Raw genomic sequence first — 25,357 nt, forward strand, 5'->3', positions numbered from 1 at the left:
CGGACGGCAGGCATTGCAGAGACTCGAGGATGCGATCCACCAGGCGCGCGCCGACGAGAGCCGGCTCGACGAGGCCTTCCGTGCGGCGGCAGAGCGGGTCGCGCGACTTCGCGCCGAGCGCGTGGAGGCGTTCCGGCGCCTCGCGGAGCTGAAGCTCGACGCCCTGACGCGCCAGACTTTGGTCGGCGAGATCGACGCCGTGGAGCGTCGCGCCCTCGACCTCATCCGCGACGGCCGCCGTGCCATGGAGCACCTGTCCGAGCGCCGCCGCGAGGCCGAGCGGCTCGTCGCCGATGCCGAGGGGCGGCGCCACGAGCGGGCCGAGGCCGTGGAGGCCGCGCTCAAGGCCATCGCCGACCTGCGGGCGCGCGTCGAGGCGGACGCGCGGGTGAGCGCCGAATGGGTGCAGCAGCGCGACCGGCTGGAGGCGCAGGCCCACACCGCCGACGAGGCGGAGCGCAAGGCCGAGCAGGCCGAGCGCGACCGGGTCGAGAAGGGCCGCCCCTACGAGGCCGATCCGCTCTTCTCCTATCTCTGGCGCAAGGGCTTCGGCACGTCGGCCGACCGGTCGGGGCCGCTGGTGCGCTACTTCGACCGCAAGGTCGCCCGCCTCGTGGGCTACGACAAGGCGCGGGCGAACTACGCGCTCCTCACCGAGATCCCTGTGCGCCTGCGCGACCACGCAGCGCGCATGCGCGAGGAGATCGCCGCCGAGCGGGCGCGGCTCACGGCCGTGGAGCGGGCAAGCCTCGTCGAGGCGGGGATGGAGCCCCTGGAGGCCCGCGCGACGGAGGCCCGTATGGCGCTCGACGCCGCCGAGCGCGACCTCGCCGAGGTGCGCCAGCGCCTCAACGTCCTCGACCGCGAGAGCAACGCGTCGGGCGGGAACATGCCCTATCGCGAGACCGTCGAGCTCCTGGCGCGCGCCGATTCGCAGCAGAGCCTGCGCCGCCTCATGCAGGAGGCGCAGGCGACCGCGACGCCCGAGGACGACGCGCTGGTGCGCCGCATCGAGGCCGCGGAGGCGCAGATCGGCGGCGCGGAGGCGGAGATGAACCGCATCCGGCGCGAGATGCACGGCATCGTGGAGCGCCGTGCCGCCATTGAGCGCGAGCGCGACGAGTTCCAGCGTCGCGGCTACGACAACCCCTGGGGCACCGTGAGCAACGAGCAGGTTCTCGCCAACGTGCTCGCGGGCGTGCTGGGCGGGATCGTCCAGGGCGCCGTGCTGCGTGACGTCCTGCACGGCGGCTATCACCAGGGCCGCAGTCCCTGGGACGGCGGCTTCGGCGGCGGCTTCCCGTTCCCGACCGATTCCGGCTCGCAGGGCGGGGGCGGCCCGTGGGGCGGCGGAGGCGGCGGCGGGCCTTGGAGCGGCGGGGGAGGGCGCGACGACGGCTTCACCACGGGCGGGTCGATCTAGGGGGCGGCCCGAGGGTGGTCGCCAATCCTATCCTCTCCCCTCGTCCTGGGGTGCCCCGCAGCGCGGGGCCTCCAAGGTCGTTCCAGAGATCGCGGGAGGGCAGTGGCAGGCGTGGTGCGTGCTTCGAGATGCCCGGTGGCGCGGGCTCCTCAGCATGAGGAGTGCGGAGCCTCGGTCGCTGTGCGCGAGGCGCTAGCGGCCGTTCGGGCCAACGGCTTTCGGCGCGCCCCTCGACTGGATGTTACGCGCGTCGCTGGCAGCCTCGAAGCTCACGTTTCGCATCATCCCATCGCTGCTTCCCCGTTCCAGGAACAAAGGCACAGCTTATTGCCAAGCTTGCAACGCCAGCGCCGAAGCAAATTGAGCGGGGAAAAGTCGCTATTGCCCCGGTTGCTTTGTACCTCACGTTGCGGCAGGTTGTGCGGATGCCAGATTTAAACATGGCGCTGCAACGAATGACCTGGTGGGGGCGCACCGGAGATCATCGATGAAGAACAAGAACAGCATCCCGACCCCGACCGACCCCGCCTTCGGTGGAGGCTATGCCGGCCTCAAGGGTGTGTACGGCGACTTCGACGGCAATCTCACCGGCAAGATGATGGCGGCCGGCCAGACGCTGTCCGGCCCCACGCAGCCCTTCGACGGCGTGATCTACGGCGACGTGACGGGGAGCCTGTTCGGCCGCTCCTCGGGCGGGAACGACACCATCAGCGGCCAAGCGCGCGCGATCATTGTTTATGGTGACGCGGGCAAGGCGATCGGCGATCACGCACGAGGCGGAGACGACACGATCACGGTCGGTGGCAGCAGCGGCAGCATCTACGGCGACGCGCAATCGATGCTCGGTCAGGCCCGGGGCGGCAACGACGTCATCACCGCGAAGTTCGGCTTCGGGGGCGTCTTCGTCTACGGCGACGCAGGAACGATGACCGACAGGTCGGTCGGCGGCGACGACGTCATCCTCCTCAACGCCGAGCGTGGAAGCGCCTATGGCGACGCCAAGGAGATGTCGGGCTCTGCCGTCGGCGGCAACGACACGATCACCTCGATGCCCCCGGCCAATGCCCAACCCGGAATGGAGGTCTTCCTCTACGGCGACGCGCAGACGATGTCCGGGCGGGCGCGCGGCGGGAACGACACCCTCGTGAGCGGCGCGGGCGCCGACCAGATGTGGGGCGATGCGGCGGTCATGCTGGACGCCGCGCGGGGCGGGGCCGACACGTTCGTGTTCGCGGGGAATTTCGGCTCCGATCGCGTCTACGATTATCGTCCGGGCGAGGGGGACCGGCTGCAGATCGACGTCGCCGATCCATCGAACCCCTATGGCGAGATCCACTGGGAGACGTCGGGCACCGACGTGATCATCCACGTCTCGGGTCCGTCGTCGACGGGGGACATCGTGCTCGTGAACAGCACTCATGCGTTCTCGGTGAGCGACCTCCTGCTCGTCTGACCACGGGCCGGGCGCCCCTGCCGGACCGGCAGGGTTCGGGCAGGGAGCGCCGCCACCGACCCGGGATGCGGCCCGGGACGCTCGATGAGCGGTGATGGATCGGCCCCGTACATCCATCACCGTCCTTGCAGCCGCCGGGGCCGGCCGCGGCCATCGGCTGCCTCAATGGTCCCTATCGGGCCGCTCCCGCCCTCGACGCATCGCGGAACTCTGTCATCTTCATGACATTGAGGAACACGATGCAGATCGCCGTTTTCAGCACGAAACCCTATGACCGGGCGTTCCTCACCGAGGCGAATGCCGGGGCGGGGCACCGCCTGCGCTTCCTCGAGGCACGCCTGTCGCCGGAAACCGCTTCGCTGGCAGCCGGGGAGGGGGCCGTGTGCGCCTTCGTGAACGACGATCTGGGTGCTGCGAGCCTGGAGGCCCTCGCAGAGGGGGGCGTGCGGATCGTCGCCCTGCGCAGCGCCGGCTTCAACAACGTGGACCTCGGCGCCGCCCGGGCGCTCGGCATGACGGTCGCCCGGGTGCCGGCCTACTCGCCCCACGCCGTGGCCGAGCACACGATCGCGCTCATCCTCACCCTCAACCGGCATATCCACCGGGCCTATAACCGCGTCCGCGAGGGCAATTTCGCCCTCGACGGCCTTCTCGGCTTCGACCTGTGCGGCAAGACCGCGGGCGTGGTCGGCACAGGCAAGATCGGCGAGGTGGTGGCGCGGATCCTCACGGGCTTCGGCTGCCGGGTGGTGGCCTTCGATGTGGCGCCGAACCCGGCGTGCCAAGCCATGGGCGTGGCCTATGTCGGCCGCGAGGAGCTCATCGCCACGAGCGACCTGATCACGCTCCACTGCCCCCTGACCCCGCAGACCCATCACCTCATCGACGACGCGGCGATCGGCCAGATGAAGCGCGGGGTCATGCTCGTCAACACCAGCCGCGGCGCCGTCATCGACACCCAGGCCGTCCTGCGCGGCCTCAAGGACGGCGTAGTGGGAAGCCTCGGCCTCGATGTCTACGAGGAGGAGGCGGACCTGTTCTTCGAGGACCTGTCGAACCGCTTCATCGCCGACGACCTGTTCGCCCGCCTCCTCACCTTCCCGAACGTGCTCATCACGGGGCACCAGGCCTTCTTCACCCGCGAGGCGCTGGGCGCCATCGCGCGGACCACCATCGAGAACCTCACGAGGTTCGAGCGCACCGGCCGGGCGCGGCACGAGGTGGCGATCGACAAGGTCATGGGATGAGGCCGCGGCCCGCAATATCGAGGATTTGCCGGAACCTTGTTCGTGCTAAGGCTACGCTTGGGTAACCGGGATCGCGGTTACCCCCGGGAGAGCGCGGGCCGGTGGGCCGGATCGCCCGTTTTCACGTTGCGAGGTCCGATCGCGCGACCTTAGGGTCCGCTGGCCCTTCCGTTGGGGCAGGAGAGGGAGAGAATGATGGGAGCGCCGGCTCGGCGAGTTCTCGTGGTGGAGGACGAGGCGCTCCTGCGGGACGTGGTGGCGCAGGAGATGCGCGACCACGGCTACGAGGTGGAGGAGGCCGAGACCGGCGAGATCGCGGTGGCGATGCTGGAGCGGTGCGCCGCCTTCGACGCGCTCTTCACCGACATCCGCCTGCCGGGCTCCGTCGACGGCTGGCAGGTCGCCAAGGCGTTCCGGGCGCGGTTCCCGGCGGCGCCCGTGTTCTACGCCACGGGCTATTCCTCGACCCGCGACGAGGTCGACCGCTCGATGTTCTTCCGCAAGCCCTTCAAGCTGCCCCAGCTCATCCTGTGCCTCAAGGCGCAGCTCGGCGAGACACCCGCCGATCCCTGAACGGGGCGCTCAGGCGGCGTTCAGCCGGGGACCCCTAGAACGGAGGCCAGGAAGCGTTCCGTCTTGGAGAACCGCCATGGCCGCCTGGGGCCTCATGATGTTCGTCGCCTCGCCCTTCGCCACCGTGCTCGGCGTGGTGGATCCCAACCTGAAGCGCGGCACGGCGCTCACGGTCGCCTCCCTCGTCGCCGCGCCGCTCGGCCTCATCCTCTCGGCGCTCTGACGCCGCGGCGGGCGGCTACCCGCCCGCGCTCTCTTCCACCGGTCCCCCAGCCTTCTTCCAGGCTGAGAACCCGCCCCCCATGTGCGACACGGGCTTGAGGCCCATGTCCTGGGCGGTCGCCGCGGCGAGCGCGGAGCGCCACCCGCCGGCGCAGAAGAACACGAAGCTCTTGTCCTCCGCGAAGACCGGCTTGTGGTAGGGGCTCTCGGGGTCGATCCAGAACTCCAGCATGCCGCGCGGGCAGTGAACGGCGCCCGGCAGGCGCCCCTCCCGCTCCAGCTCGCGCGGATCGCGCAGGTCCACGAACACCACGTCGTCGCGGCCCACGAGCGCGATCGCCGCCTCCGGCGAAAGGGTCTCGACCTGCGCGTTCGCTTCGTCGAGCAGGGCCTTGTAGCCGCGGTGGATGGTCTGAGGCATGGTGCGCTCCTCGGGCGATTCAGGGAGAGGGGCGACGGTGCTTGAGGCATGCCCCTGCGTCAATGTCGGGAGGGGGCGGGCGTGGACGGTTTCTCGGTGGTGGATTACGGGGCGCTCGCCTTCTTCGTCGCGTCCTGGCTCGGCTACCACGTGGCCGTCGAGATGCTGCCCGCCGGACGGCGCAGCCTCAACAAGATGATGGACGAGCATCGCCGCGGCTGGATGGCCCAGATGCTCCGGCGCGACATGCGGATCATCGACACCACGATCATGGCCTCGCTCCAGAACGGCACGGCCTTCTTCGCCTCGACCTCGCTTCTCGCGGTGGGCGGCGCCCTGACCCTGCTCGCCTCCACCGACGCGGCCCTCACGGTCTTCGCCGACCTGCCCTTCGGCTTCGTCACGACGCGGCTGAGCTGGGAGGTGAAGGTGATGGGGCTCGCGGTCCTGTTCGTCTATGCCTTCTTTAAATTCGCCTGGTCCTACCGACTGTTCAACTACGCCGCGATCCTGCTCGGCGCCGTGCCCATGGCGCACGCGGCGGACGACCCCGAGGCCCGCGCCGCGGCGGCACGGGCGGCGGCCATGAACGTGGTGGCGGGGCGCCACTTCAACCGGGGCCAGCGCGCCTTCTTCTTCGCGCTCGCCTATCTCGGCTGGTTCGTCAGCGCCTATCTCCTCTTCGCCACCACGGCCGCGGTCCTTTGGGTGATGTGGCGCCGCCAGTTCGCCTCCGACGCAGTCGAGGCCTTGGAGGCGCGATAGGCGGGGTTCTGGACGGCGGCGGGCGTCCCGTCCTATCTCCGGGGCGAGGGGCGCGGTGCCCCGCCCCACGAGGACCGCCATGCCCCGCCCCACCGTGTCGCCCGAGCTCATCCGCGAGCGCCTGCTCGCGCTCCTCGCCGAGCGCGGCGAGGGCAAGACGATCGGCCCCTCGGACGTCGCCCGCGACATCGGCGGGCCGCATCCGGACGGCTGGAGCCCCCTCATGACCCCGATCCGTAAGGTGGCGGCGCGGCTCATGAAGGAGGGGCGCGTCGCCATCCTGCGCAAGGGCAAGCCCGTGGAGGATCCCGACGATTTCCGGGGCGTCTACCGCATCGCGGCGGCCACGCCGGAGGAGGGCGAGGGGAACAGCTCGCCGGTCCTGCCGCCGACATAATAGCCCACGAGCCCGGCCCATTCCTTCGCCGCGACGTCAACCCGCCGGAGGCCCTCGGACACGAAGGCGAAGGGCAGGAGATCGCCGGTCCCGGTGGTGCGGTAGTCGACCGGGTAGGCCGTGACGGGGAAGCCCGCCTTGCGGAAGGCCGCGACGGAGCGGGGCATGTGCCAGGCGGAGGTGACGAGGAGCCAGCGCTCGCCGGGCTTCGGGTCCGCGATCCGCCGCGAGAACACGGCGTTCTCGGCGGTGGTCCGGGAACGGTTCTCGAGGACGAGCCGGTCCCGGGGGAGGCCGAGCCGCACGAGGTAGTCCGCCGTGATGTCCGCCTCCGGCGGCTCGTCCACGAGGAGAGCCCCGCTCCCGCCCGAGAGAAGGATGCGCGCGCCCGGATAGCGGCGCCCGAGGTCGAGGGCCGCGATGAAGCGCTCGCCCGCCTCGTTCACGGTGAGCTGCCCGCGCCTCACCGTCTCCTCGGCCTGCACCGCCCCGCCGAGGACGACCACCCCGTCCACCGGCCGACCGTCGTCCTGAAAAGCCGGGAAGCGCTGCTCCAGGGGCAGGATCAGGAGGGTGCCGAGCGGCGACAGGCCCATGACGAGGAGGCCGATCGCCGCCGTGACGGCGAGCCCGAAACCGGCCCGGCGCGTGCGCCCGACGAGCGCCAGCGCCAGCCCGAGAAGGATCAGGCTCGCGACGAGGTTCGACGGCGTGGCGAAGAACCAGGCGATGTTGGAGAGGTAGTAGAACACCCGGGTCCCCGCTCGGGCCTCACGCCTTGTCGCGCTCGGCCTCGTAGCGGGCCTTGGTTTCGGCATTGGGCGGATAGAGGCCCGGCAGGGGCACGCCGCGCTCGACCTCGCGCATGATCCAGCCCTCCAGCCGCTCCTGCTCCACGGCGGCCTTCGCGACCTCCTCCACGATGGCGGCGGGGATCACGACCGCGCCGTCGCCGTCGGCCACCACGAGGTCGCCCGGGAACACCGCGACGCCGCCGCAGCCGATGGGCTCCTGCCAGCCCACGAAGGTGAGGCCCGCGACAGAGGCCGGCGCCGCCACCCCGGAGCACCAGACCGGCAGGCCGGTGCCCTCGACGCCTGCGCCGTCGCGCACCACGCCGTCGGTGATCAGGGCCGCCACGCCGCGCTTCTTCATGCGGGCGGTGAGGATGTCGCCGAAAATGCCGGCATCGGCCACGCCCATGGCGTCCACCACCGCCACGCAGCCCTCGGGCATGTCCTCGATGGCGGCGCGGGTGGAGCGGGGCGAGGACCAGGATTCGGGCGTCGCCAGATCCTCGCGGGCGGGCACGAAGCGCAGGGTGAAGGCGGGGCCGACGACCCGCTCCTCGGCATGGAAGAAGGGGCTCGCGCCCTGCATCCAGATCCGCCGCAGGCCCTTCTTGAGGAGCACGGTCGTGAGCGTCGCCGTGGTGACGGAGCGCAGGGCGTCGAGGATGGCGGGATCGTAGGTCATGGGGCTCTCGTTGGGTTCGCGGTGTCAGCCGAGCCGGCGCAGCAGGCGCTCGGCGCGCTTCAAGTGGGGCATGTCGATCATCTGCCCGTCGATGGCGACGACGCCCAAGCCGGGATTGGCCTGGAACGCGTCGACGATGGCACGGGCCTTGGCGATCTCGCCGGGGGAGGGGGCGAAGGCCTCGTTGATCACGGGCACCTGCGCCGGGTGGATCGCCATCTTGGCCACGAAGCCGTCCCGGCGGGCCTCGCGGCACTCGGCGGCAAGCCCCTCCATGTCGCGGAAGTTCGTGTAGACCGTGTCCACCGCGTCGGCCTCCGCAGCCGCGGCGCCGAGCAGGGTGAGGGACCGGGCGAGACGGTAGGGGTCGGCATAGGCGCCGTCCTCGCGCCGGTTGGTCTCGGCGCCCAGATCCGCCGAGAGGTCCTCGCCGCCCCAGGCGACGCCCATGAGCCGGTGGCTCGCGCCGGCGAGCGTCCCGAGCGCGAAGACCCCTCGGGCGTTCTCCGTCGCGATGGCGAGGATCCGGGTGATCCCGTCGCCGAGGCCGTATTCCGCCTCCCGGACGGCGAGCTTCGCCCCGAGATGCGTCACGTCCGGGCCGCCCACGGTTTTGGGCAGCACGATGCCGTCGGGTCCCCCCGGCATCACGGCGTCGAGGTCGGCATCGGTGAGGCCGGTGTCGAGGGCGTTGACCCGCACGAAGAGGCGCGGCCGGCTCGCCGCGTCTCGGGCCCGCGCGAGGAAATCCGCCGTCACCCGGCGCGCCTCCTCCTTGGCGCCGGGCGCCACCGAGTCCTCCAGGTCCACGATGAGCGCGTCGGCGCCCGAGCCGAGGCCCTTCTCCATCTTGCGCGCGCTGTCGCCCGGCACGAAGAGGTACGAGCGCATCAGGCGGGCCTCTTGCGCATGAAGGCCTGGCGCTTGCACTCGCCCACCAGGGTGCCGTCCTGCTTGTAGGCGCGGTGGTGGAAGTCGACGATGCCGGCGTCCGGGCGCGACTTCGATTCGCGCTTGCTCAGCACCTCCGTGGTCACGTTCACCGTGTCGCCCTCGAAGAGCGGGGCGGGGAAGCGCACGTCCGTCATGCCGAGGTTAGCGATGGTGGTGCCCACCGTCGTGTCGTTGACCGAGATGCCGATCATGAGGCCCAGCGTGAACAGCGAGTTCATGAGGGGGCGGCCCCACTCGGTCTCGGCGGCGCAGAAATGCGCATCGATGTGAAGGGGTTGCGGGTTCAAGGTCATGTTGGAGAACAGCATGTTGTCCATCTGCGTCACCGTGCGGGTGAGGCGATGGGCCATCACGGAGCCGATCTCGAAATCCTCGAAATACAGGCCCCCGCGGGGGTGGGGCTTGGCGCTGGCATTCATGGGCAGGGCTCCCGACGCTCGTGCATGGGGGTGATGAGGCGGCTTAACGGTTCATTGACCATAAAGGCCGCACTCTCAAGCCCAAGCCGCGGGGATCCCGCCTCGCGGCTCGCCTGCGGTCCCCATGTTCCTGTTCACCACGCCCCCCGCCCGCGAGACGGCGCCGCGCAGCCCGGTCGTCGATGCGATCCGCTTCGGCGCGGACCGCACCGGGACGGGCTTCGACTACCTGCTCCAGACGGCCCAGCGCGAATCGGCGCTCGACCCGAAGGCCAAGGCGAAGTCCTCGTCGGCCTCGGGCCTGTTCCAGTTCGTGGAGCAGACCTGGCTCGGGCTGATGAAGCAGGAGGGGCCCAAGCTCGGCCTTGAGCGCGAGGCGGCGGCGATCACCACCCGGGGCGACGGCACCCACGCGATCGCCGACCCGGCGATGCGGGGCGAGGTGTTGGGGCTTCGCGAGGACCCGAAGGTCGCGGCCGTGATGGCCGGGATGCTCACCCAGCGCAACCGCGACATGCTCGGCAACGAGCTCGGGCGCGAGCCGAACGCGGGCGATCTCTACGTCGCGCATTTCCTCGGCGCCCGCGGGGCCGCCGACCTGATCAGGCTCGCCCAGACGCAGCCGAGCCGCCCGGCTGCCGACGCCTTCCCCGAGGCCGCTGCCGCGAACCGCGCCATCTTCTATGACGGGCGCGGCGCCCCGCGCGGCGCGGGCGAGGTCTATGCGGGGCTCGTGGCGGCGCACCGCTCCGTCGGCGCGCCCGTGAACGCCGCCCCTGCATTTGGAACCGATAAGCCTCTCGCGCCCGTCCAGGCCGATGGCGGCGCCTTCCACGGCCTGTTCCGCGAGCCGACGCCCGGCGCGGTCTCCTCCACCGTGGCGCGCCTGTGGCGGCCCACCGGCGGCGGGGCTTCGCGCACCGCGGCGCTCGGCGGGTTCTTCCCGCGCTCGACCGGCGCGCCCGAGCCGCAGCCCGCCGCTCCCGCCCCCGAGGCGGAGCCCGCGCCGACCCTCGTCGAGGCGCCGCTGCCGCCCCCCCGGCCCGCCTCGCTCGGGGGAGACGCGTCCCGCGCCACCGGCCGTCCCCTCGACCTCAGCCGCTTCAGCCTCGTGCGGAGGGGCTCGTGATCGTGCGGCGCTTCCTCTCCTGGGTGCAGTCCGCGACGCCCGGCGAGCGTGCCGAGGGGGTGAGCTCGCTCGCCCGGACGCTCCTCTATGCCGATCTCTCGCCCGAGGACCGGCGCGAGGCCGAGACGGCGCTCACCGCCATGCTCGACGATCCCTCGCCCCTGGTGCGCCGCGCCATGGCGGAAGCCTTCGCCAATGCCGCCGAGGCGCCGGCCCATCTCGTCCTGGCGCTCGCCAACGATCAGAGCGACGTCGCCGCCCTCGTGCTGGCGCGCTCGCCCCTCCTCGACGACCACGACCTCGTGGACTGCGCGGCGCTCGGGGACGAGGTGATCCAGGCGGCCGTGGCGTCGCGGCCCCGGGTGTCCGCGGCGGTGGCTGCGGCGCTCGCCGAGATCGCGGGCCCGCGGGCCCTCGCCGTGCTGGTGGAGAACCACGACGCGGCGGTCATGCCCGCGAGCCTCGCCCGCATCGTCGAGCGGCACGGCGACGACGGCGCCCTACGCGAGGCGCTGCTCGCCCGCCCTGATCTCCCCCTCGAGGTCCGCCAGGCGGTCAGCGTGGCGCTGGCGCAGTCGCTCGGCGCCTTCGTCGTCGGCTGCGGCTGGCTCTCGCCGGAGCGCTGCGAGCGGGCCGTGCGCGAGGCGCGGGAGAAGACAGCGGTCGCTCTCGCGACGTGGGCCGATCCAGGGGACGCGCAACGCCTCGTCGCGCATCTGCGCCGCTCCGGGCAGCTCACGCCCGCCCTGATCCTGCGCGCGATCCTCTCGCGCGGCCTCGCCTTCGCGGAGGCCGCCTTCGCCGAGCTCACCGGCCTGCCGCCTGCCCGCGTCGCCGGCCTGATTCACGACCGGCGCTCCGGCGGGCTCAGGCCACTCTACAAGCGCGCGGGTCTGCCAGAAGCCCTGCGCCCGGCCTTTGAGGCGGCGCTCGCGGCCTTACGCGAGACGGGGCACGTAGACGGCGCCAAGGCCGGCGCCCAGCTCTCCCGGCGCATGGTGGAGCGCGTGCTCACCGCCTGCGCCCACCTGCCGCCCGCGGACGCCGGCAAGCTCATGGCGCTGCTCCGGCGCTTCGAGGTGGAAGCCGCCCGGGAGGAGGCCCGCGAGCAGGCCGAGGCCATGGCCGACGAGGCCGCGCTCGCCGCGGTGCTCGCCTACATGCCCCAGGCCATCGCCGAAGCGGTGCGCCAGCAGCGGGCCCTGCCGTCGGCGGCCTAGGCCCTCAACCGCTCGGCCACGCGAGGCGCGAAATAGGTCAGCACGCCGTCGGCGCCCGCGCGCTTGAAGGCGAGCAGGCTCTCCATCATGGCGCGCTCGCCGTCGATCCAGCCGTTGGCGGCGGCGGCCATGATCATCGCGTACTCGCCCGACACCTGGTAGGCGTAGGTGGGCACCGCGAAGGTCTCCTTGAGGCGCCGCACGATGTCGAGATAGGGCATGCCGGGCTTGACCATGATCATGTCGGCCCCCTCCTCGATGTCGAGGGCGGCCTCGCGCACGGCCTCGTCCGTGTTGCCCGGGTCCATCTGGTAGGTGCGCTTGTCGCCCACCAGCGTCGCGTTGGTGCCGATGGCGTCGCGGAACGGGCCGTAGAAGGCCGAGGCGTACTTGGCCGAATAGGCCATGATCTGCACCTCGGTGAAGCCTGCCGCGTCGAGCGCGTCGCGGATCGCGCCGATGCGGCCGTCCATCATGTCCGAGGGCGCGATCACGTCGGCGCCCGCCTCGGCCTGGATCACGGCCTGCCGGGCGAGGACCGACACCGTCTCGTCGTTGAGGATCCGCCCGTCGGCGAGAAGCCCGTCATGGCCGTGGCTCGTATAGGGGTCGAGCGCGACGTCCGTCACGATGCCGATTTCGGGCACGGCGGCCTTGATGGCCCGCACCGCGCGGCAGACGAGGTTGCGCCGGTTCTGGCACTCCGAGCCCTCGGGATCGCGCAGGGCCGGGTCCACGTTCGGGAAAACGGCGATGGCGGGGATGCCCAGCCGCGCCGCGCGCTCCGCGTCGCGCACCGCCTCGTCCACGCCGATGCGCTCGACCCCCGGCATGGAACCGACCGGCGTCCGCCCCGAGCTCTCGTTGAGGAAGAGCGGCCAGATCAGGTCGTCGACGGTGAGCACCGTCTCGCGCACCAGGCGGCGCGACCAGTCGGCCTTTCGGTTGCGCCGGGGGCGCTGGCGCAGGTCGAGGGACGCGCCGGCCGCGCCTGTCTTGGGCTCGGCGGCAGGCGCATGGGCCAGGGGGCTCGCCAATGGGCGGACGAGAGGGCTCGGGGTCGACGGCATCGGCGGGCTCCGCACGGCCGGGGACGTCGGTCCGGCCTGTTTAGAACCTTCCTAACATAGCCCGGGCACGGGTTTGAATGCGTGAGGGCACGGATGAAACGCCGCGCCCGCATTTCTTTCGCGACATCGTCGCACAGGATGCCCCGAGACAGCCTGCGAAACGGCTCCGGAGCGACTGGCTCCTGGCCACCTCATCCTGAGGAGCCCGCGCCAGCGGGCGTCTCGAAGCACGCACCACGCCTGACACAGCCCTAAGGCCCGCCTGCGGCGGGCACCTCAGGACGAGGGTGAGGAGGGGACAGAGCTCCCTCAGGCCCCCATGTGGGTCGCGAACAGGAATACGATAAACAGCAGCGCCGCCACCACGGGCGTGCCGAGGCCGATGAGGGCGCCGCGGGTGCTGCGCGTGTCATGCCCGATGCTCGCCGCGTCGTCGCCGCCCTGCGTGACGGGGCCGGTCTGGTGCGAATAGCCGGTGTGACGCGAGCGGGTGTGCTGCATGCCGAAATAGATCGCGATGCCGAGCAGGATCGGCCCGAGGATGACCATCGCCGTAAAGAGGATGCCGTTGAGTTGAGCCATGACAGGTCCCGATGATTGTGAGCCCGCGCGGGCGCAGGCGGATCTGAGGGGTCAACCGACCCCGCGCGGCCCGGTTCCGGGAGAGGCGCCCCGTCCGGGGATCGCGAATTCGCCCGTCTGGACAAGGCCGGACGAACCTGCGATGCGCGGATGCGGAGCAGGGGAGGGCGGGATGAGCCAGGACGTCGAAGCGATCTGCGAGCGGTCGGGGGCGGCGGGCCTCATCGTTCTCAACCGGCCCGCGGCCCTCAACGCACTCACCCTCGGCATGGTGCGGGCCATGCGTGAGGCCCTTGACGCCTGGGCCGCCGATCCGGCGGTGACCCGGATCGTGGTGACGGGCGCGGGCGAGAAGGCGTTCTGCGCCGGCGGCGACATCCGCCGGCTCTACGAGGCCGGACGGGCTGGGCGCCGCGAGGAGGCGCTCACGTTCTGGCGCGAGGAATACGAGCTTAATGCGCTCATCCGCCGCTACCCGAAGCCCTACGTGGCGCTCGTCGACGGCATCGTCATGGGCGGTGGCGTCGGGGTCTCGCTGCATGGCAGCCATCGGGTGGCCGGCGAGCGCTATCTCTTCGCCATGCCGGAGGTCGGGATCGGATTCTTCCCCGATGTCGGCGCGACCCACGCCCTGCCGCGCCTGCCCGGCCGGACGGGGGTCTACTTGGCGCTGACGGGCGAGCGGGTCCGCGCCGGCGACGCGCTGGCCCTGGGGCTCGCGACCCACGCCGCACCCTCGGCCGCCATGCCGGCGCTCCGGGAGGCGCTGATCGCGGGCGAGCCCGTGGACGCGGTTCTGGCCCGGCACGCCGCCGCGCCGGAGCCCGGCCCCGTCGCGGGCGAGCGGGCGATCATCGACCGCTGCTTTGCGGCCGACACCGTCCCGGCGATCCTCGCCCGCCTCGACGAGGCCGCGGCCGGCGGCTCGGACTTCGCGGGCAAGACCGCCGCGACGATCCGCGCGAAGTCGCCGACCAGCCTTGCCATCGCTCTTGAGCAGATGCGGCTCGGAGCGGGGCTCGATTTCGAGGAGGCGATGCGCACGGAGTTCCGGGTCGTGTCCCGGATCGCCGAGGGGGTGGACTTCTACGAGGGCGTGCGCGCCGTGATCGTCGACAAGGACGGGGCGCCGCGCTGGCGGCCCGATACCCTGGACGGGGTCTCGCGCGCCGATGTCGAGGCCTATTTCGCTCCGCTGCCCGGAGCGGAGCTCGACCTCTCGGCGGTCGGGCGGTCATGAGACGGCTGTCCCGCCAGCGCGCCGCGCCGGTCCCGGCCGGCGACGCGGCCCTGCGCCGGCGCGAGGAGCCCAAGCCCCGCGCCGTGCGCTGGAACCTCACGCTCGTCTGGTTCATGCGCGTGATGTCGCTTCTATGGATCGCGAAAGGCCTGAGCTTCTGGGCGCTCATCGTCGGGGCGGGCTACGGGCCAAGCTTCGAAGAAAAGGGCCTCGGCTTCCAGACCACGATCGTCTACTTCGCGGTCGTCGACCCGATCGCGGCCGTGGGGCTGTGGCTCACCAGCGCGTGGGGCGGCGTGCTCTGGCTGCTGGCGATCATGAGCCAGCTGATCCTGTGGTTCTTCTTTCCGAACCTCGTTCCCGGAAATCTCGTTACCGCGATCGTCTACGGCGGCTTTATATCCGCTTACTTGATTCTGTCGTGGTTGGCGGCTCGCGACGAGGACGCGTGAGCGGCGCCGGGTCCGGTCGGATGGCCAGATCGCTGCCGTGAGAGCCCGGAGGCCAAGCGCAGCAAGGCTTTTCGGGCGCTGGTAAATGCGCGTCAAGGATCTCGCAGGGTAAATTTGCTTTCAATTTTAGTCTTTGTTCATCGCAATGGGTAAATCGCAAATTCATCTTGTTACTTAAACTCGTTTTCACTCGCGGCGCATACATTGACCTCACAAACGGACCGGGCAAACCGGCCGAAGACATAAAACAGTGAGGCGAAACATGGCACAGGTTGCGAAGACCCTGAAGGAGGCGGCTCCCGTCGGCGACGAGAGCCTGGTGAGGACGCCCTACCTCGATGCGCTGCATCTCGTGGAGCGTCTTCACCGCCGCCTTCTCGACGTGATCAAGGACGAGTTCGAGCGCCGCGGCCGCGACGACGTCAACTCGGTCCAGGCGCTGCTGCTCTACAATATCGGCGACAAGGAGCTCACCGCGAGCGAGCTGCGCACGCGGGGCTACTATCTCGGCTCCAACGTCTCCTACAACGTCAAGAAGCTCGTCGAGATGGGCTATCTCCACCACGCCCGCTCCCGCGTCGACCGCCGGGCGGTGCGCATCAGCCTCACCGAGAAGGGGCGCGAGGTGCACGAGATCGTCAAGAACCTCTACGACAAGCACGCCCGCACCATCGAGCCCATCGGCGGCATCAACGCCGAGGATTTCGGCCGCATGAACCAGGCCCTCGTGCGCCTGGAGCGCTTCTGGACGGACCAGATCCGCTACCGGCTCTGACCGCCCGCGCTCAACCCCCGAGCCGCCCCGAGCCCCGCCCCCCGCGGGGTTCGTCGTTTTGGGCCTTCCATGAAGGAAAGCCCGCTCCGATGCTGTTGCCCTCAGGTCACAGCGCGCCTCACTCCTGCCCGGTTCCGCCCCCCGCCCCGTTTTCGCCCCCTTTGCCCCGTTGATGCTCGGGTCAAGAACCCGTGATTTGCAAAGCTTGCTGCACTGCGATCATGGTTCCTTAACCCTGGCCCGCCACCTTCGCGACGTTGAGACGAGGGAGCGGGGTCCGGGACCACGGCGGGACCTCCCGCTCCAGGACCAGGCAAAGAGACGAGACCAGATCGATGATCACCCGCGCTCAGTTCCTCTGGGGTTCGCTGGCGGCCGCGTTCGCGTCCTCCGCCTCAGGCCAAGCCATGGCGCAGAGCGTCGCCGAGGCCGCCGGGCAGGCGGAGTGGCGCCAGAACTACGACGCCGCCTCCCGCGTCCGCGTGACCCGCTCCAACACCCCGATCCTGTCGCAGCCCGCTCTCGCCGCCACCGAGGAGGTGATCGAGCGCTATCGCGACATCGCGGCCCGGGGCGGCTGGGGTACGGTGCCGGGCGAGCGCCTGAAGCTCGGCTCGCGCTCGAACACGGTGGTGGCGCTGCGCCAGCGCCTCATCATGACGGGCGATCTCGATCCGGCCGCGGGCTCCTCGCCCGTGTACGACTCCTACGTCGAGGCGGGCGTGCGCCGCTTCCAGGCCCGTCACGGCCTCAACACCACGGGCGCGCTCAACTCCGCGACGCTCGCCTCAATGAACGTGCCGGTGGAGACCCGCCTGCGCCAGCTCGAGCTGAACGTGGTGCGCCTGCGCTCCTACGCGGGCAATCTCGGCAACCGCTACGTGATCGTGAACATCCCGGCCGCCGTCGTCGAGACGGTCGAGGCGGGCAACGTGGTGTCGCGCCACGCCGCCGGTGTCGGCAAGATCGACCGCCAGTCGCCGATCATGAACGCCAAGATCACGGAAGTGAACTTCAACCCGTTCTGGACCGTGCCGGCCTCCATCATCCGCAAGGACCTCATCCCCAAGATGAGGAAGGAGCCGACCTACCTCACGGACAACAAGATCCGCATCTTCAACGGCGCCGGCCAGGAGCTCCAGCCCTCCCAGGTGAACTGGAACTCCGACGAGGCCACCCGCTACATGTTCAAGCAGGACCCGGGCGGGGACACGAACTCCATGGGCTTCGTGCGCATCAACATCCCCAACCCGCACGGCGTCTACATGCACGACACGCCCTCGCGCGGCATCTTCGGCGACGACTTCCGCTTCGTCTCCTCGGGGTGCGTGCGCATCCAGAACGTTCGCGACTACATCCAGTGGCTCCTCGCCGAGACCCCGGGCTGGACCCGCGAGCAGATCGACGAGACCTTCCGCGCCGGCCAGCGCCTCGACGCGCGCCTGGCGCAGCCCGTCAACGTCTACTGGACCTACATCACCGCCTGGGCGACCCCGGACGGCCTCGTGCAGTTCCGCGAGGATATCTACAACCGCGACGGCGTCGGCGTCCCGATCGCCCGCGGCCCGGCCACGGACGAAGCCCAGGACGAGATGCTCAACTGAACGCATCTTCACGTCCGGAGACGGGGAGGGCTCGCCGGGAGGCGGGCCCTTTCGCGTTTCAGGCTCACGCGAACGGGTTCTTCACCGTCTTCGTCGGCCGAGGCGGCGCTGCCTTGTCGGGGAGGGTGTCGCCCGCCTCCAACGCCGCGACCGCCGCGTCGAGGATCGCCTTCAGGGCGCGGGCCTGCTCCAGCCCGGCCTTGTCACGGGTGATGTCGAGGGAGCCGTAGAGGGCGAGCCGGTCGCGGCCGTTCTCGATCGTGAGGCCGCCGAGGGTGCGGGAGGCACGGTCGTCGGCGAAGGGTTTCAAGGTTTTCATCGGCGTCCGGCTCCGTCGATCGCGTCAAGGAGCCCCGACAGGAAATCCCCGGGCGGCGGGGCGGCGGAGGGAGGCTCGGCCCTGCGCCGGGTCGAGGACGTGCGGGGCACGTCGGCGCCCGGGGCCGCGTCCGCCGGGATCGGCAGGTCGGCGGCTTGCGCCTTCAGCTGCGCGGGAAGCGAAGGGAACGGGTCGATGCCGGTGAGGCGGGCAAGCTCGCGGATCGACACCACCTCCACCCCGCCGCCCTCCCGGTTCGCGGCGACATAGGCACCGGCCGCACGGCGGGCCGGCAGGTAGATCGCCTTGAAGACGTGGGTCGGGACGAGCACGCGGCCGTGCAGCGCCCCGATCTCGGCGCCCTGGAAGACCGGTCCGGTCACTGCAAAGACCTCCCCCTCGCGGGTGGCGATGTCCCGGGTGGCGCTCTCGATGCGCTCCCACAGGTGCCGGTTCAGCTCCGGGTTCTGGGGCACCATGTTGGCGAGGCTGAAGGACTCCTCCTGCGCCTGCGCGTCGGGCATGTCGCCGGCGGGCGCCATGTGGCCCCGGTCGAAGCCCGAGCGGGCATAGTCCGACAGCTCGGCGCGCTCGTCGCGGGGGAGGTTGGGATCGGCGTGGAAATCGTCCACCCGGTCCGTCCGGCGGGCGCCCCGCATGGTCTCGCGCGTGAGGTGCTCGGCGGCCCAGAGCGGCGTGCGGGTGAGCCCGGAATGCAGGACGGCGAAGCCCGAATAGCACAGGGGCCGGGTCTCCGGCGTCAGCTTCGCGTCCAGGAGATCGGGTGCGTGGCCCGTCGCGAAATGCTCGGGGCAGGCGGTGGGGGCCGCGAGCGCGGGGCTGCCGGCGAGAAGCGCGAGAGCGACGAGAAGGCGCGCGATCATGACCGGGCGCCTCCTTCCACGCCCCGACCGGACCCGACGGGATCCTTGTTGGGGAATCCGCGAACGGGGCCGTGGTTCGGGCTTGGCCGTAAGGGTTGGTCGTTCGGAACGATCACGCGGCCACCGGAGCGGCCGCGTGATCGATGTGCGTCACAGGGTGCGGTCGGTGCCCGTCTGCGTCGTCGTTCGGCTGTCGTCCACCACCACGGCCGTGCGGTTCGCCGGCGTGATTTGCTCGTGGGTGGTACCCGCGGAGCGGGTGCCCGTCGACAGGAGGGCACGGTCCGTCATCGTCGGATCGACGGCGCCGGTCCGACCGCCGAACCACGAGGCCGCGGCGCCGAGGATCAGGCCGAGGGCGCCGAGCAGGGCGCCGCGGGAGACGCCCTTGGCGGCGGTGTCGGCCGCCTGCTTGGCCTGCTCCTTGGCCTGGTCGGCGGTCTGGCGATACTGCTGCTCGTAGTCGGCGACGCGCTTGCGCGCCTCCTCGACGGGGATGTTCTGGGCCTTCGCGATCGCCTCGGCCGCACGGGTGCGGGCCTCGTCGGCCTTGGCCTGGTCACCCGTCAGCGCGGCGCGGACCGCGCTCACGGCGGCGTCGCGCAGGGCCGCGGGATCGTTGCCGCCCGTCGAGTCGCGCACTTGACGCTCGATGGCACCGAAGGGATCGGTCACCTGCGACAGCTGGGGCGCCGCGGCCTGGGCCGCCGTCTGAGCCGTCTGGCCCACCGCGGAGGTCACGCCGCCGAGCGCGCCCGAGACGGTGCGGTAGGCGCCGCCCACGAGGCCGCCGAGGGTGGAGGTGAGGAGGTAGAAGATGAGGAGCGTGGTGAGCGCCCAGGCCGTGAGCCCGTGCCAGCCCGCCGTCGACTCCTTCGGACGGCCCGACAGCCGGCCCGCCGCGTAGCCGCCGACGAACGAGGCGATCACGCCCGACAGGACGAACCAGATCGCCGCCCCGATCGAGAAGGTGCTCGCCGACGGGTTCGCGGCGGCGCCGCCCGCCGGATCGAGGGTCGCGGCGCCGATGCCGATGCCGAGCATGTTGAGCACGAGCTGCGTCACGAGGGCCGTGGCGACGCCCGCGAGCACGGCGCCCCAGGAGATGTTGTTGAGGAGAACGGTGCGGGAATCCTCGGCGGGCGTGACGGGGCTCATGTGAGGCGCGTCATGGTCGCCCATGTTCCTCGGGGTGGCGGGATGATTGGCCATGGTGCGTCTCCGGGCAAAGCTACGGGTCAGCGCCAGAACATCGCACCAATGATAGAGTTCCCGTGCGTCGTGCAATCTGGTGTGGAAAATGCGAAAACTTCCGGAAAGCACGGCGAGCCGATCTTTGTTCATGGCGATATTTCGCCGGCATCTGCTCTGGACTGCAAAGCTTGCGGTCCGACGGATCCCGGGCCCGCGCACGGCGCCGTTGCGCCGCACGGCCCTTGGGCCGCAACGGATTGGCGTGGCCCCGGGCCGCATGGTAAGGCCGCTTCCGCGGACGGCGGGCAGGGGCCATATCCGGGTCGGGCGACCCGTACGGCTCTCGAACGGGGCGCGCCGCCACTGAACCAGCTGAGGCGAGGCATCCCATGAGCGCGAGCACGGCGGCCCAGGGCCATCTGTCGAATTCCTTCTTCTCCGCGTCCCTCGCCGATGCGGATCCCGAGATCGCACGCTCCATCGAGCTCGAGCTCGGCCGCCAGCGTGACGAGATCGAGCTCATCGCCTCCGAGAACATCGTGTCGCGCGCCGTCCTGGAGGCGCAAGGCTCGGTGATGACGAACAAGTACGCGGAGGGCTATCCGGGCCGTCGCTATTACGGCGGCTGCCAGTTCGTCGACATCGCGGAAAAGCTCGCCATCGAGCGCGCCTGCCGCCTCTTCGATTGCCGCTTCGCCAACGTCCAGCCCAATTCCGGCTCCCAGGCCAACCAGGCCGTGTTCATGGCGCTGATGAAGCCCGGCGACACCTTCATGGGCCTCGATCTCGCCGCCGGCGGGCACCTCACCCACGGCTCGCCCGTCAACATGTCGGGCAAGTGGTTCAACGTGGTGAGCTACAAGGTGCGCGAGGACGACCAGCTCATCGACATGGACGAGGTGGAGCGGCTCGCGAAGGAGCACCGCCCCAAGGTGATCGTGGCCGGCGGCTCGGCCTATTCGCGCCACTGGGACTTCGCCCGCTTCCGCGAGATCGCGGACGAGGTCGGCGCGTTCTTCATGGTCGACGTCGCGCATTTCGCGGGTCTGGTGGCCGGCGGCGCGCATCCCTCGCCGTTCCCCCACGCCCATGTGGTGACCACCACCACGCACAAGACGCTGCGCGGCCCGCGCGGCGGCATGATCCTCACCAACGACGAGGATCTGGCCAAGAAGTTCAACTCGGCGATCTTCCCCGGCCTCCAGGGCGGGCCGCTCATGCACGTCATCGCCGCCAAGGCCGTGGCCTTCGGCGAGGCGCTGCGGCCGGAATTCAAGCTCTACGCCCGCGCCGTGGTCGAGAACGCCCGCGCGCTGGCCAGCACCGTGGCGTCCGGCGGCTACGCCATCGTGGCGGGCGGTACCGACAACCACCTCATGCTCGTCGACCTGCGGCCCAAGGGCCTCACGGGCAAGGCGGCGGAAGCCGCGCTCGGGCGCGCCCACATCACCTGCAACAAGAACGGCGTGCCCTTCGACCCCGAGAAGCCGATGGTGACCTCGGGCGTCCGCCTCGGCACCCCCGCCTGCACCACCCGCGGCTTCGGCGTGGCCGAGTTCCGCCGCGTGGGCGAGCTCGTGGTCGAGACCCTCGACGGTCTGGCCGCGAACGGCGAGGCGGGCAACGGCGCCGTCGAGGAGGGCGTGAAGGACCGGGTTCACGAGCTCACCCGCCGCTTCCCGATCTACGGGTGATCTTTCCCCCTCCCCCTTGTGGGGAGGGGTTAGGGGTGGGGGTCGGGACGCGAGATCGTCCGGTGCAAGGCTAGCCTGTACGGGCGTGCGTGCTCCCTTCCTCCCCGCCAGCTCCGACTTTGCGACCCCCACCCCCAACCCCTCCCCACAAGGGAGAGGGGAGCGCGTCGCGCTTGCTCCACGCCCGAACCCGTCATAGATCGCCCCCAGCGCACCACGCGCCCGAGGACCCCCATGCGCTGTCCCTTCTGCGGCAACGCCGACACCCAGGTGAAGGACTCCCGGCCGACCGAGGACGCCGCGGCGATCCGGCGGCGGCGCGTCTGCTCGGATTGCGGCGGGCGGTTCACCACCTTCGAGCGGGTGCAGCTGCGCGAGGTCACCATCGTCAAGCGCTCGGGCGAGCGGGAGATCTTCGACCGGGACAAGCTCCAGCGCTCCGTCGAGATCGCCCTGCGCAAGCGCAACGTCGACCGCGAGCGCGTCGAGCGCATGATCAACGGCATCGTGCGCCAGCTGGAGAGCGCGGGCGAGGCCGAGGTGCCGGCCGAGACCGTGGGCGGGCTCGTCATGGAGGGGCTGAAGGGCCTCGACGAGGTGGCCTATGTCCGCTTCGCGTCCGTTTACAAGAACTTCCGCGAGGCCAAGGACTTCGAGGACCTGCTCGGCGCCATGAGCGGCGACGAGGAGCCCCCGTCGCGCGCCGGCCGGGTCCCGTCCAAGGGATGAGCGCGCCGGCCGCCGACGAGCGGTGGATGCGCCTGGCGTTGGCCGTCGGGGCGCGCCATCTCGGGCACACCTGGCCCAACCCGAGCGTCGGCGCCGTGGTGGTGGGCGAGACGCGAGGCGTCCCGATCGTGCTCGCCACGGGGGTCACGCAGGCGGGCGGGCGCCCCCACGCCGAGCGCGTGGCGCTCGCGGCCGCAGGCGACGCGGCCCGGGGCGCGACCCTCTACGTCACCCTGGAGCCCTGCTCGCATCACGGCCGCACGCCGCCTTGCGTCGATGCCGTGATCGCGTCCGGCATCGCCCGCGTCGTCGTGGCTCTCACCGACCCCGACCCCCGCGTGAGCGGCCGGGGCGCTGCGCTCCTGCGGGGGCAGGGGATCGCGGTCGAGACGGGGATCCTGGAGGCGGAGGCTGCGCGCGCCCATCGCGGGCACGTGAAGCGCGTGACGCGGGGCCTCCCGGCCCTCACCCTGAAGCTCGCCCGCACCCGCGACGGCTTTGCCGCCGCCACCGGCCCGCGCCTCCTCATCACGGGCGAGATCGCGGCCGGCCACGTCCATCTCATGCGCTACCACGCGGACGCGATCATGGTCGGCTCCGGCACCGTCGCGGCCGACGATCCCCGCCTCGACGTGCGGCTGCCGGGGCTCGGCCCGGGCTCCCCCGTGCGGGTGGTGATCGACAGCGCGCTGTCGATCGACCCCGCGGCGCGCCTCGTCGCCACCGCCCGCGAGATCCCCACCTGGGTGATCGCCACCGAGGGCGCGCCGGTCGGCCCCGAGCGTATCCTGGCAGGCGCCGGCGTCGAGGTGATGCGGGTCGCCGCCGACGCGGCAGGCCGGGTGGACGTGGCGGAAGCCCTGCGGCTCCTAGCCCTGCGCGGCATCACGCGGGTGTTCTGCGAGGGCGGCCCGCGTCTTGCGGATGCGCTCGCGGCTGCCGATCTCGTGGACGAGGCCGTGATCCTCACCGGGCCCGCCTCGCTGGGCGCGCAGGGAATCCCGGCGGTTGGACCGGGGCTCGCGGACGCCCTCGCCCGGCGCTTTCGCCCCGTCTCGGCCTGGCCCGCCGGCCCCGACCTGATCGAGACCTTTGAGAGGACCGCCTGATGTTCACCGGGATCGTCACGGATGTGGGCCGGGTGTCGGCCGTCTCGGAGGCCGCCAATGTCCGGCGCATCCGCATCGAATCGGCCTACGACCCCGCCACGATCCAGCTCGGCGCCTCCATCGCCTGCTCGGGGCCGTGCCTCACGGTGGTAGGCTTCGGTCCGCAGGGTGCGGGCGCCTGGTTCGAGGTGGATGCCGCCGCCGAGACCCTGGCGCGCACGAGCGTGTCCAACTGGGGGGAGGGGACCCGGGTGAACCTGGAGCGCTCCCTCAAGATCGGCGACGAGCTCGGCGGGCATATCGTGACGGGCCACGTGGACGGCGTCGCCGAGATCGTGCGCCGCGTCGAGATGAGCGCCTCCGACGACCCCTGGGGCCCCACCGCCCGCTTCGACATCCGCGCGCCCGCCCGCCTCTCCCGCTTCATCGCCGAGAAGGGCTCGGTCGCGCTCGACGGCACGTCGCTCACGGTGAACTCCGTCGAGGGCGACGTCTTCTCCGTCCTCCTCATCCCCCACACCCTCGCCGTCACCACCTGGGGCGACCGCAAGGCGGGCGACGGGCTGAACCTGGAGGTGGACCTGATGGCCCGCTACGCGGCGCGCCTGAGCGAGGCGCGGGGGTAGCCCCCCTCTTCCATGGGGAGAGGGGTTGGGGGTGAGGGGGTAACACGCTGGTGGGTTCGCACGAGTACCCTCTCCCCTAGAGGGAGAGGGTAGCCTGCGGAGCAGGCCGGGAGTGGGGGCCGTCAGGAGGTTCGCGCTGCCTGGGCCGCCGCGTGAGACCAATGTCCCGCGGTCCTGCAAGCCTTCAGCTCCGCTTTTGCGCTCCCCGTCACTCGACCCCCGCTGACGCGGGGGCACCCTCTCCCTCCAGGGGGGAGTTCTGCTGGTTCGAGGTTGTACCCCCTCACCCCCGACCCCTCTCCCCATGGGAGAGGGGAGGGTGCCTCGCCCTTGCCCTTCCGTCCGCCCTCCCGTACACGACCCCGTCCCGCTTCCCGGAACCCCGCCATGGTCGCTCATTCCCCCGCCCGTCTCGACGCCACGCCCCTGCCCGGCGCCCGCGTGCTCGTGGTCGAGGCGCGCTACTACGAGGATCTCGCGGACGAGCTCCTGCGCGGCGTGCGAGCGGCCGCGGAGGCGGCGGGCGCGTCCCTCGACGTGCTCACCGTCATGGGGGCGCTCGAGATCCCCGCCGCCATGGCGATCGCGCTCGACGCCGCCGAGCGCCGGGGCGCGCCCTATGACGCCGCGGTGGCGCTGGGCTGCGTCATCCGGGGCGACACGGGGCATTACGACATCGTGGCCGGCGAGAGCGCGCGGGCGCTCATGGATCTCTCGGTCGCGCGCCGCCTGCCGCTCGGCAACGGCATCCTCACCGTGAACACCGAGGACCAGGCCTGGACCCGGGCGCGGGTCGGGGAGTTGAACAAGGGCGGCGGGGCTGCCGAGGCGGCGCTCGCCGTGCTCCGGCTCAGGCGCCGGCTCCAGGGGGACATCTAGGACATGGCGAAAGCCACCGAACGCAGCGCCGCGCGCCTCGCCGCCGTCCAGGCGCTCTACCAGATGGACGTGGCCGGCAAGGGTATCGTCGATGCCCTCGCGGAGTTCGAGGCGCACTGGATCGGCCGCGAGGTCGACGGCGTCGAGTTCCAGCCTGCCGAGAACGCGTTCTTCCGCGACCTCCTGTCGGGCGTGGTCGAGCAGCAGCGCGCCGTCGACCAGCGCATCGACGCGACGCTCGCCGAGGGCTGGCCCCTGCGCCGGATCGAGGCGGTGCTGCGCGCCATCATGCGGGCGGGCGCCTACGAGCTCATGTTCCGCAAGGACGTGCCGGCCCGCGTGGTCATCACCGAATATGTCGACGTGACGCACAGCTTCTACGGCGATGACGAGCCGGGCCTCGTCAACGCGGTGCTCGACGCCATCACCCGCGAGGTGCGCCCGGGCGAGCTCGACGCCCGCGGGGCCGGCCGCGGCGGGGAGCGCCGGGGAAAACAATAG

At 71.3% G+C, this 25,357-nt stretch carries 29 protein-coding genes; 19 read left to right on the forward strand and 10 right to left on the reverse strand.

Annotation, left to right across the window (positions count from 1 at the left end; genetic code table 11):
• Positions 1–13 precede the first annotated feature (13 nt).
• The 5 genes from F0L46_RS06860 to F0L46_RS26060 all read left to right on the forward strand — a co-directional run bounded on the left by F0L46_RS06860 (position 14) and on the right by F0L46_RS26060 (position 4,919).
• Entirely contained in the window at positions 14–1,423 is a 1,410-nt protein-coding gene (locus F0L46_RS06860; protein WP_188311883.1) for a coiled-coil domain-containing protein, read from the forward strand.
• 487 nt (positions 1,424–1,910) lie between these two features.
• Positions 1,911–2,876, forward strand: coding sequence for a hypothetical protein (locus F0L46_RS06865; protein WP_149816318.1), 966 nt, complete (start codon positions 1,911–1,913; stop codon positions 2,874–2,876).
• 239 nt (positions 2,877–3,115) lie between these two features.
• Positions 3,116–4,123 (forward strand): 2-hydroxyacid dehydrogenase, encoded by a 1,008-nt coding sequence (locus F0L46_RS06870; protein ID WP_149816319.1) that lies wholly within the window; start codon positions 3,116–3,118, stop codon positions 4,121–4,123.
• Positions 4,124–4,315: 192 nt separating this feature from the next.
• Positions 4,316–4,696, forward strand: a complete 381-nt coding sequence (locus F0L46_RS06875) for a response regulator (protein WP_149816320.1) — start codon at positions 4,316–4,318, stop codon at positions 4,694–4,696.
• Positions 4,697–4,772: 76 nt separating this feature from the next.
• On the forward strand, positions 4,773–4,919 hold the full coding sequence (locus F0L46_RS26060; RefSeq protein ID WP_188311884.1) for a hypothetical protein: 147 nt from the start codon (positions 4,773–4,775) through the stop codon (positions 4,917–4,919).
• 15 nt (positions 4,920–4,934) lie between these two features.
• Here the strand turns inward: F0L46_RS26060 and F0L46_RS06880 are convergent, their stop codons facing one another.
• Positions 4,935–5,339, reverse strand: coding sequence for a rhodanese-like domain-containing protein (locus tag F0L46_RS06880; RefSeq protein WP_149816321.1), 405 nt, complete (start codon positions 5,337–5,339; stop codon positions 4,935–4,937).
• An 81-nt stretch (positions 5,340–5,420) separates the two neighbouring features.
• Between F0L46_RS06880 and F0L46_RS06885 the strand changes: the two genes are divergently transcribed.
• Together F0L46_RS06885 and F0L46_RS06890 are read left to right on the forward strand one after the other, a co-directional pair.
• Complete coding sequence (locus F0L46_RS06885; protein WP_149816322.1) at positions 5,421–6,104, forward strand: DUF599 domain-containing protein; 684 nt, start codon at positions 5,421–5,423, stop codon at positions 6,102–6,104.
• A 79-nt stretch (positions 6,105–6,183) separates the two neighbouring features.
• A complete protein-coding gene (locus F0L46_RS06890) occupies positions 6,184–6,501 on the forward strand; it encodes a DUF3253 domain-containing protein (protein ID WP_149816323.1) in 318 nt (105 codons plus the stop codon).
• Here the strand turns inward: F0L46_RS06890 and F0L46_RS06895 are convergent.
• Genes F0L46_RS06895 through F0L46_RS06910 form a run of 4 tightly spaced genes read right to left on the reverse strand, consistent with a single transcriptional unit; the run spans position 6,432 to position 9,350 of the window.
• Entirely contained in the window at positions 6,432–7,253 is an 822-nt protein-coding gene (locus F0L46_RS06895; protein ID WP_149816324.1) for a YdcF family protein, read from the reverse strand. The genes F0L46_RS06890 and F0L46_RS06895 overlap by 70 nt on opposite strands.
• A 19-nt stretch (positions 7,254–7,272) precedes the next feature.
• Entirely contained in the window at positions 7,273–7,977 is a 705-nt protein-coding gene (locus F0L46_RS06900; RefSeq protein WP_149816325.1) for a ribonuclease activity regulator RraA, read from the reverse strand.
• A 24-nt stretch (positions 7,978–8,001) separates the two neighbouring features.
• Positions 8,002–8,868 carry an HpcH/HpaI aldolase/citrate lyase family protein gene (locus tag F0L46_RS06905; RefSeq protein WP_149816326.1) on the reverse strand — a complete coding sequence of 289 codons (867 nt, stop codon included), beginning with the start codon at positions 8,866–8,868 and terminating at the stop codon, positions 8,002–8,004.
• Complete coding sequence (locus tag F0L46_RS06910; protein ID WP_149816327.1) at positions 8,868–9,350, reverse strand: MaoC family dehydratase; 483 nt, start codon at positions 9,348–9,350, stop codon at positions 8,868–8,870. Before F0L46_RS06910 ends, F0L46_RS06905 begins: the two co-directional genes overlap by 1 nt.
• A gap of 124 nt (positions 9,351–9,474) precedes the next feature.
• Here F0L46_RS06910 and F0L46_RS06915 point away from each other — a divergent pair, with 124 nt between their 5' ends.
• Together F0L46_RS06915 and F0L46_RS06920 are read left to right on the forward strand one after the other, a co-directional pair.
• Positions 9,475–10,479 (forward strand): lytic transglycosylase domain-containing protein, encoded by a 1,005-nt coding sequence (locus tag F0L46_RS06915; RefSeq protein ID WP_149816328.1) that lies wholly within the window; start codon positions 9,475–9,477, stop codon positions 10,477–10,479.
• The gene (locus F0L46_RS06920; protein WP_149816329.1) at positions 10,476–11,699 is read left to right on the forward strand and encodes a DUF2336 domain-containing protein; all 1,224 of its coding nucleotides are present in this window, start codon (positions 10,476–10,478) and stop codon (positions 11,697–11,699) included. The genes F0L46_RS06915 and F0L46_RS06920 overlap by 4 nt, the downstream gene beginning before the upstream one ends.
• On the opposite strand, the gene hemB is transcribed toward F0L46_RS06920, so the two are convergent.
• Positions 11,696–12,769: a porphobilinogen synthase gene (gene hemB / locus F0L46_RS06925; protein ID WP_149816330.1), complete on the reverse strand. Its 1,074-nt coding sequence runs from the start codon at positions 12,767–12,769 to the stop codon at positions 11,696–11,698. The genes F0L46_RS06920 and hemB overlap by 4 nt on opposite strands.
• 309 nt (positions 12,770–13,078) lie before the next feature.
• Positions 13,079–13,351 carry a hypothetical protein gene (locus tag F0L46_RS06930; RefSeq protein ID WP_149816331.1) on the reverse strand — a complete coding sequence of 91 codons (273 nt, stop codon included), beginning with the start codon at positions 13,349–13,351 and terminating at the stop codon, positions 13,079–13,081.
• 172 nt (positions 13,352–13,523) lie between these two features.
• On the opposite strand from F0L46_RS06930, the gene F0L46_RS06935 reads away from it, so the two are divergent.
• The 4 genes from F0L46_RS06935 (at position 13,524) to F0L46_RS06950 (ending at position 17,422) form a co-directional block, all read left to right on the forward strand.
• Positions 13,524–14,591, forward strand: a complete 1,068-nt coding sequence (locus F0L46_RS06935; protein WP_149816332.1) for an enoyl-CoA hydratase/isomerase family protein — start codon at positions 13,524–13,526, stop codon at positions 14,589–14,591.
• Positions 14,588–15,043 (forward strand): DUF6163 family protein, encoded by a 456-nt coding sequence (locus F0L46_RS06940; RefSeq protein WP_149816333.1) that lies wholly within the window; start codon positions 14,588–14,590, stop codon positions 15,041–15,043. The genes F0L46_RS06935 and F0L46_RS06940 overlap by 4 nt, the downstream gene beginning before the upstream one ends.
• A gap of 262 nt (positions 15,044–15,305) precedes the next feature.
• Positions 15,306–15,818: a transcriptional regulator LdtR gene (gene ldtR / locus F0L46_RS06945; protein ID WP_149816334.1), complete on the forward strand. Its 513-nt coding sequence runs from the start codon at positions 15,306–15,308 to the stop codon at positions 15,816–15,818.
• Between the two features lie 335 nt (positions 15,819–16,153).
• A complete protein-coding gene (locus F0L46_RS06950) occupies positions 16,154–17,422 on the forward strand; it encodes a L,D-transpeptidase family protein (RefSeq protein ID WP_149816335.1) in 1,269 nt (422 codons plus the stop codon).
• 64 nt (positions 17,423–17,486) lie between these two features.
• Here the strand turns inward: F0L46_RS06950 and F0L46_RS06955 are convergent, their stop codons facing one another.
• The 3 genes from F0L46_RS06955 to F0L46_RS06965 form a co-directional block, all read right to left on the reverse strand.
• The gene (locus F0L46_RS06955) at positions 17,487–17,741 is read right to left on the reverse strand and encodes a hypothetical protein (protein WP_149816336.1); all 255 of its coding nucleotides are present in this window, start codon (positions 17,739–17,741) and stop codon (positions 17,487–17,489) included.
• Positions 17,738–18,625 (reverse strand): DNA/RNA non-specific endonuclease, encoded by an 888-nt coding sequence (locus F0L46_RS06960; RefSeq protein ID WP_149816337.1) that lies wholly within the window; start codon positions 18,623–18,625, stop codon positions 17,738–17,740. Before F0L46_RS06960 ends, F0L46_RS06955 begins: the two co-directional genes overlap by 4 nt.
• 150 nt (positions 18,626–18,775) lie before the next feature.
• A complete protein-coding gene (locus tag F0L46_RS06965) occupies positions 18,776–19,837 on the reverse strand; it encodes an ATP synthase subunit B family protein (protein ID WP_240539895.1) in 1,062 nt (353 codons plus the stop codon).
• 371 nt (positions 19,838–20,208) lie between these two features.
• On the opposite strand from F0L46_RS06965, the gene glyA reads away from it, so the two are divergent.
• The 6 genes from glyA (at position 20,209) to nusB (ending at position 25,357) form a co-directional block, all read left to right on the forward strand.
• On the forward strand, positions 20,209–21,513 hold the full coding sequence (gene glyA / locus F0L46_RS06970; RefSeq protein ID WP_149816338.1) for a serine hydroxymethyltransferase: 1,305 nt from the start codon (positions 20,209–20,211) through the stop codon (positions 21,511–21,513).
• Between the two features lie 234 nt (positions 21,514–21,747).
• Complete coding sequence (nrdR, locus tag F0L46_RS06975) at positions 21,748–22,242, forward strand: transcriptional regulator NrdR (RefSeq protein ID WP_149816339.1); 495 nt, start codon at positions 21,748–21,750, stop codon at positions 22,240–22,242.
• A gap of 26 nt (positions 22,243–22,268) precedes the next feature.
• On the forward strand, positions 22,269–23,351 hold the full coding sequence (ribD, locus tag F0L46_RS06980) for a bifunctional diaminohydroxyphosphoribosylaminopyrimidine deaminase/5-amino-6-(5-phosphoribosylamino)uracil reductase RibD (protein ID WP_149816340.1): 1,083 nt from the start codon (positions 22,269–22,271) through the stop codon (positions 23,349–23,351).
• Complete coding sequence (locus tag F0L46_RS06985) at positions 23,351–23,977, forward strand: riboflavin synthase (RefSeq protein ID WP_149816341.1); 627 nt, start codon at positions 23,351–23,353, stop codon at positions 23,975–23,977. Before ribD ends, F0L46_RS06985 begins: the two co-directional genes overlap by 1 nt.
• A gap of 387 nt (positions 23,978–24,364) precedes the next feature.
• A complete protein-coding gene (gene ribH, locus F0L46_RS06990) occupies positions 24,365–24,856 on the forward strand; it encodes a 6,7-dimethyl-8-ribityllumazine synthase (protein WP_149816342.1) in 492 nt (163 codons plus the stop codon).
• A 3-nt stretch (positions 24,857–24,859) separates the two neighbouring features.
• Entirely contained in the window at positions 24,860–25,357 is a 498-nt protein-coding gene (gene nusB / locus F0L46_RS06995) for a transcription antitermination factor NusB (protein ID WP_149816343.1), read from the forward strand.

The sequence above is a fragment of the Salinarimonas soli genome (genome assembly GCF_008386575.1).
Classification (GTDB): domain Bacteria; phylum Pseudomonadota; class Alphaproteobacteria; order Rhizobiales; family Beijerinckiaceae; genus Salinarimonas_A; species Salinarimonas_A soli.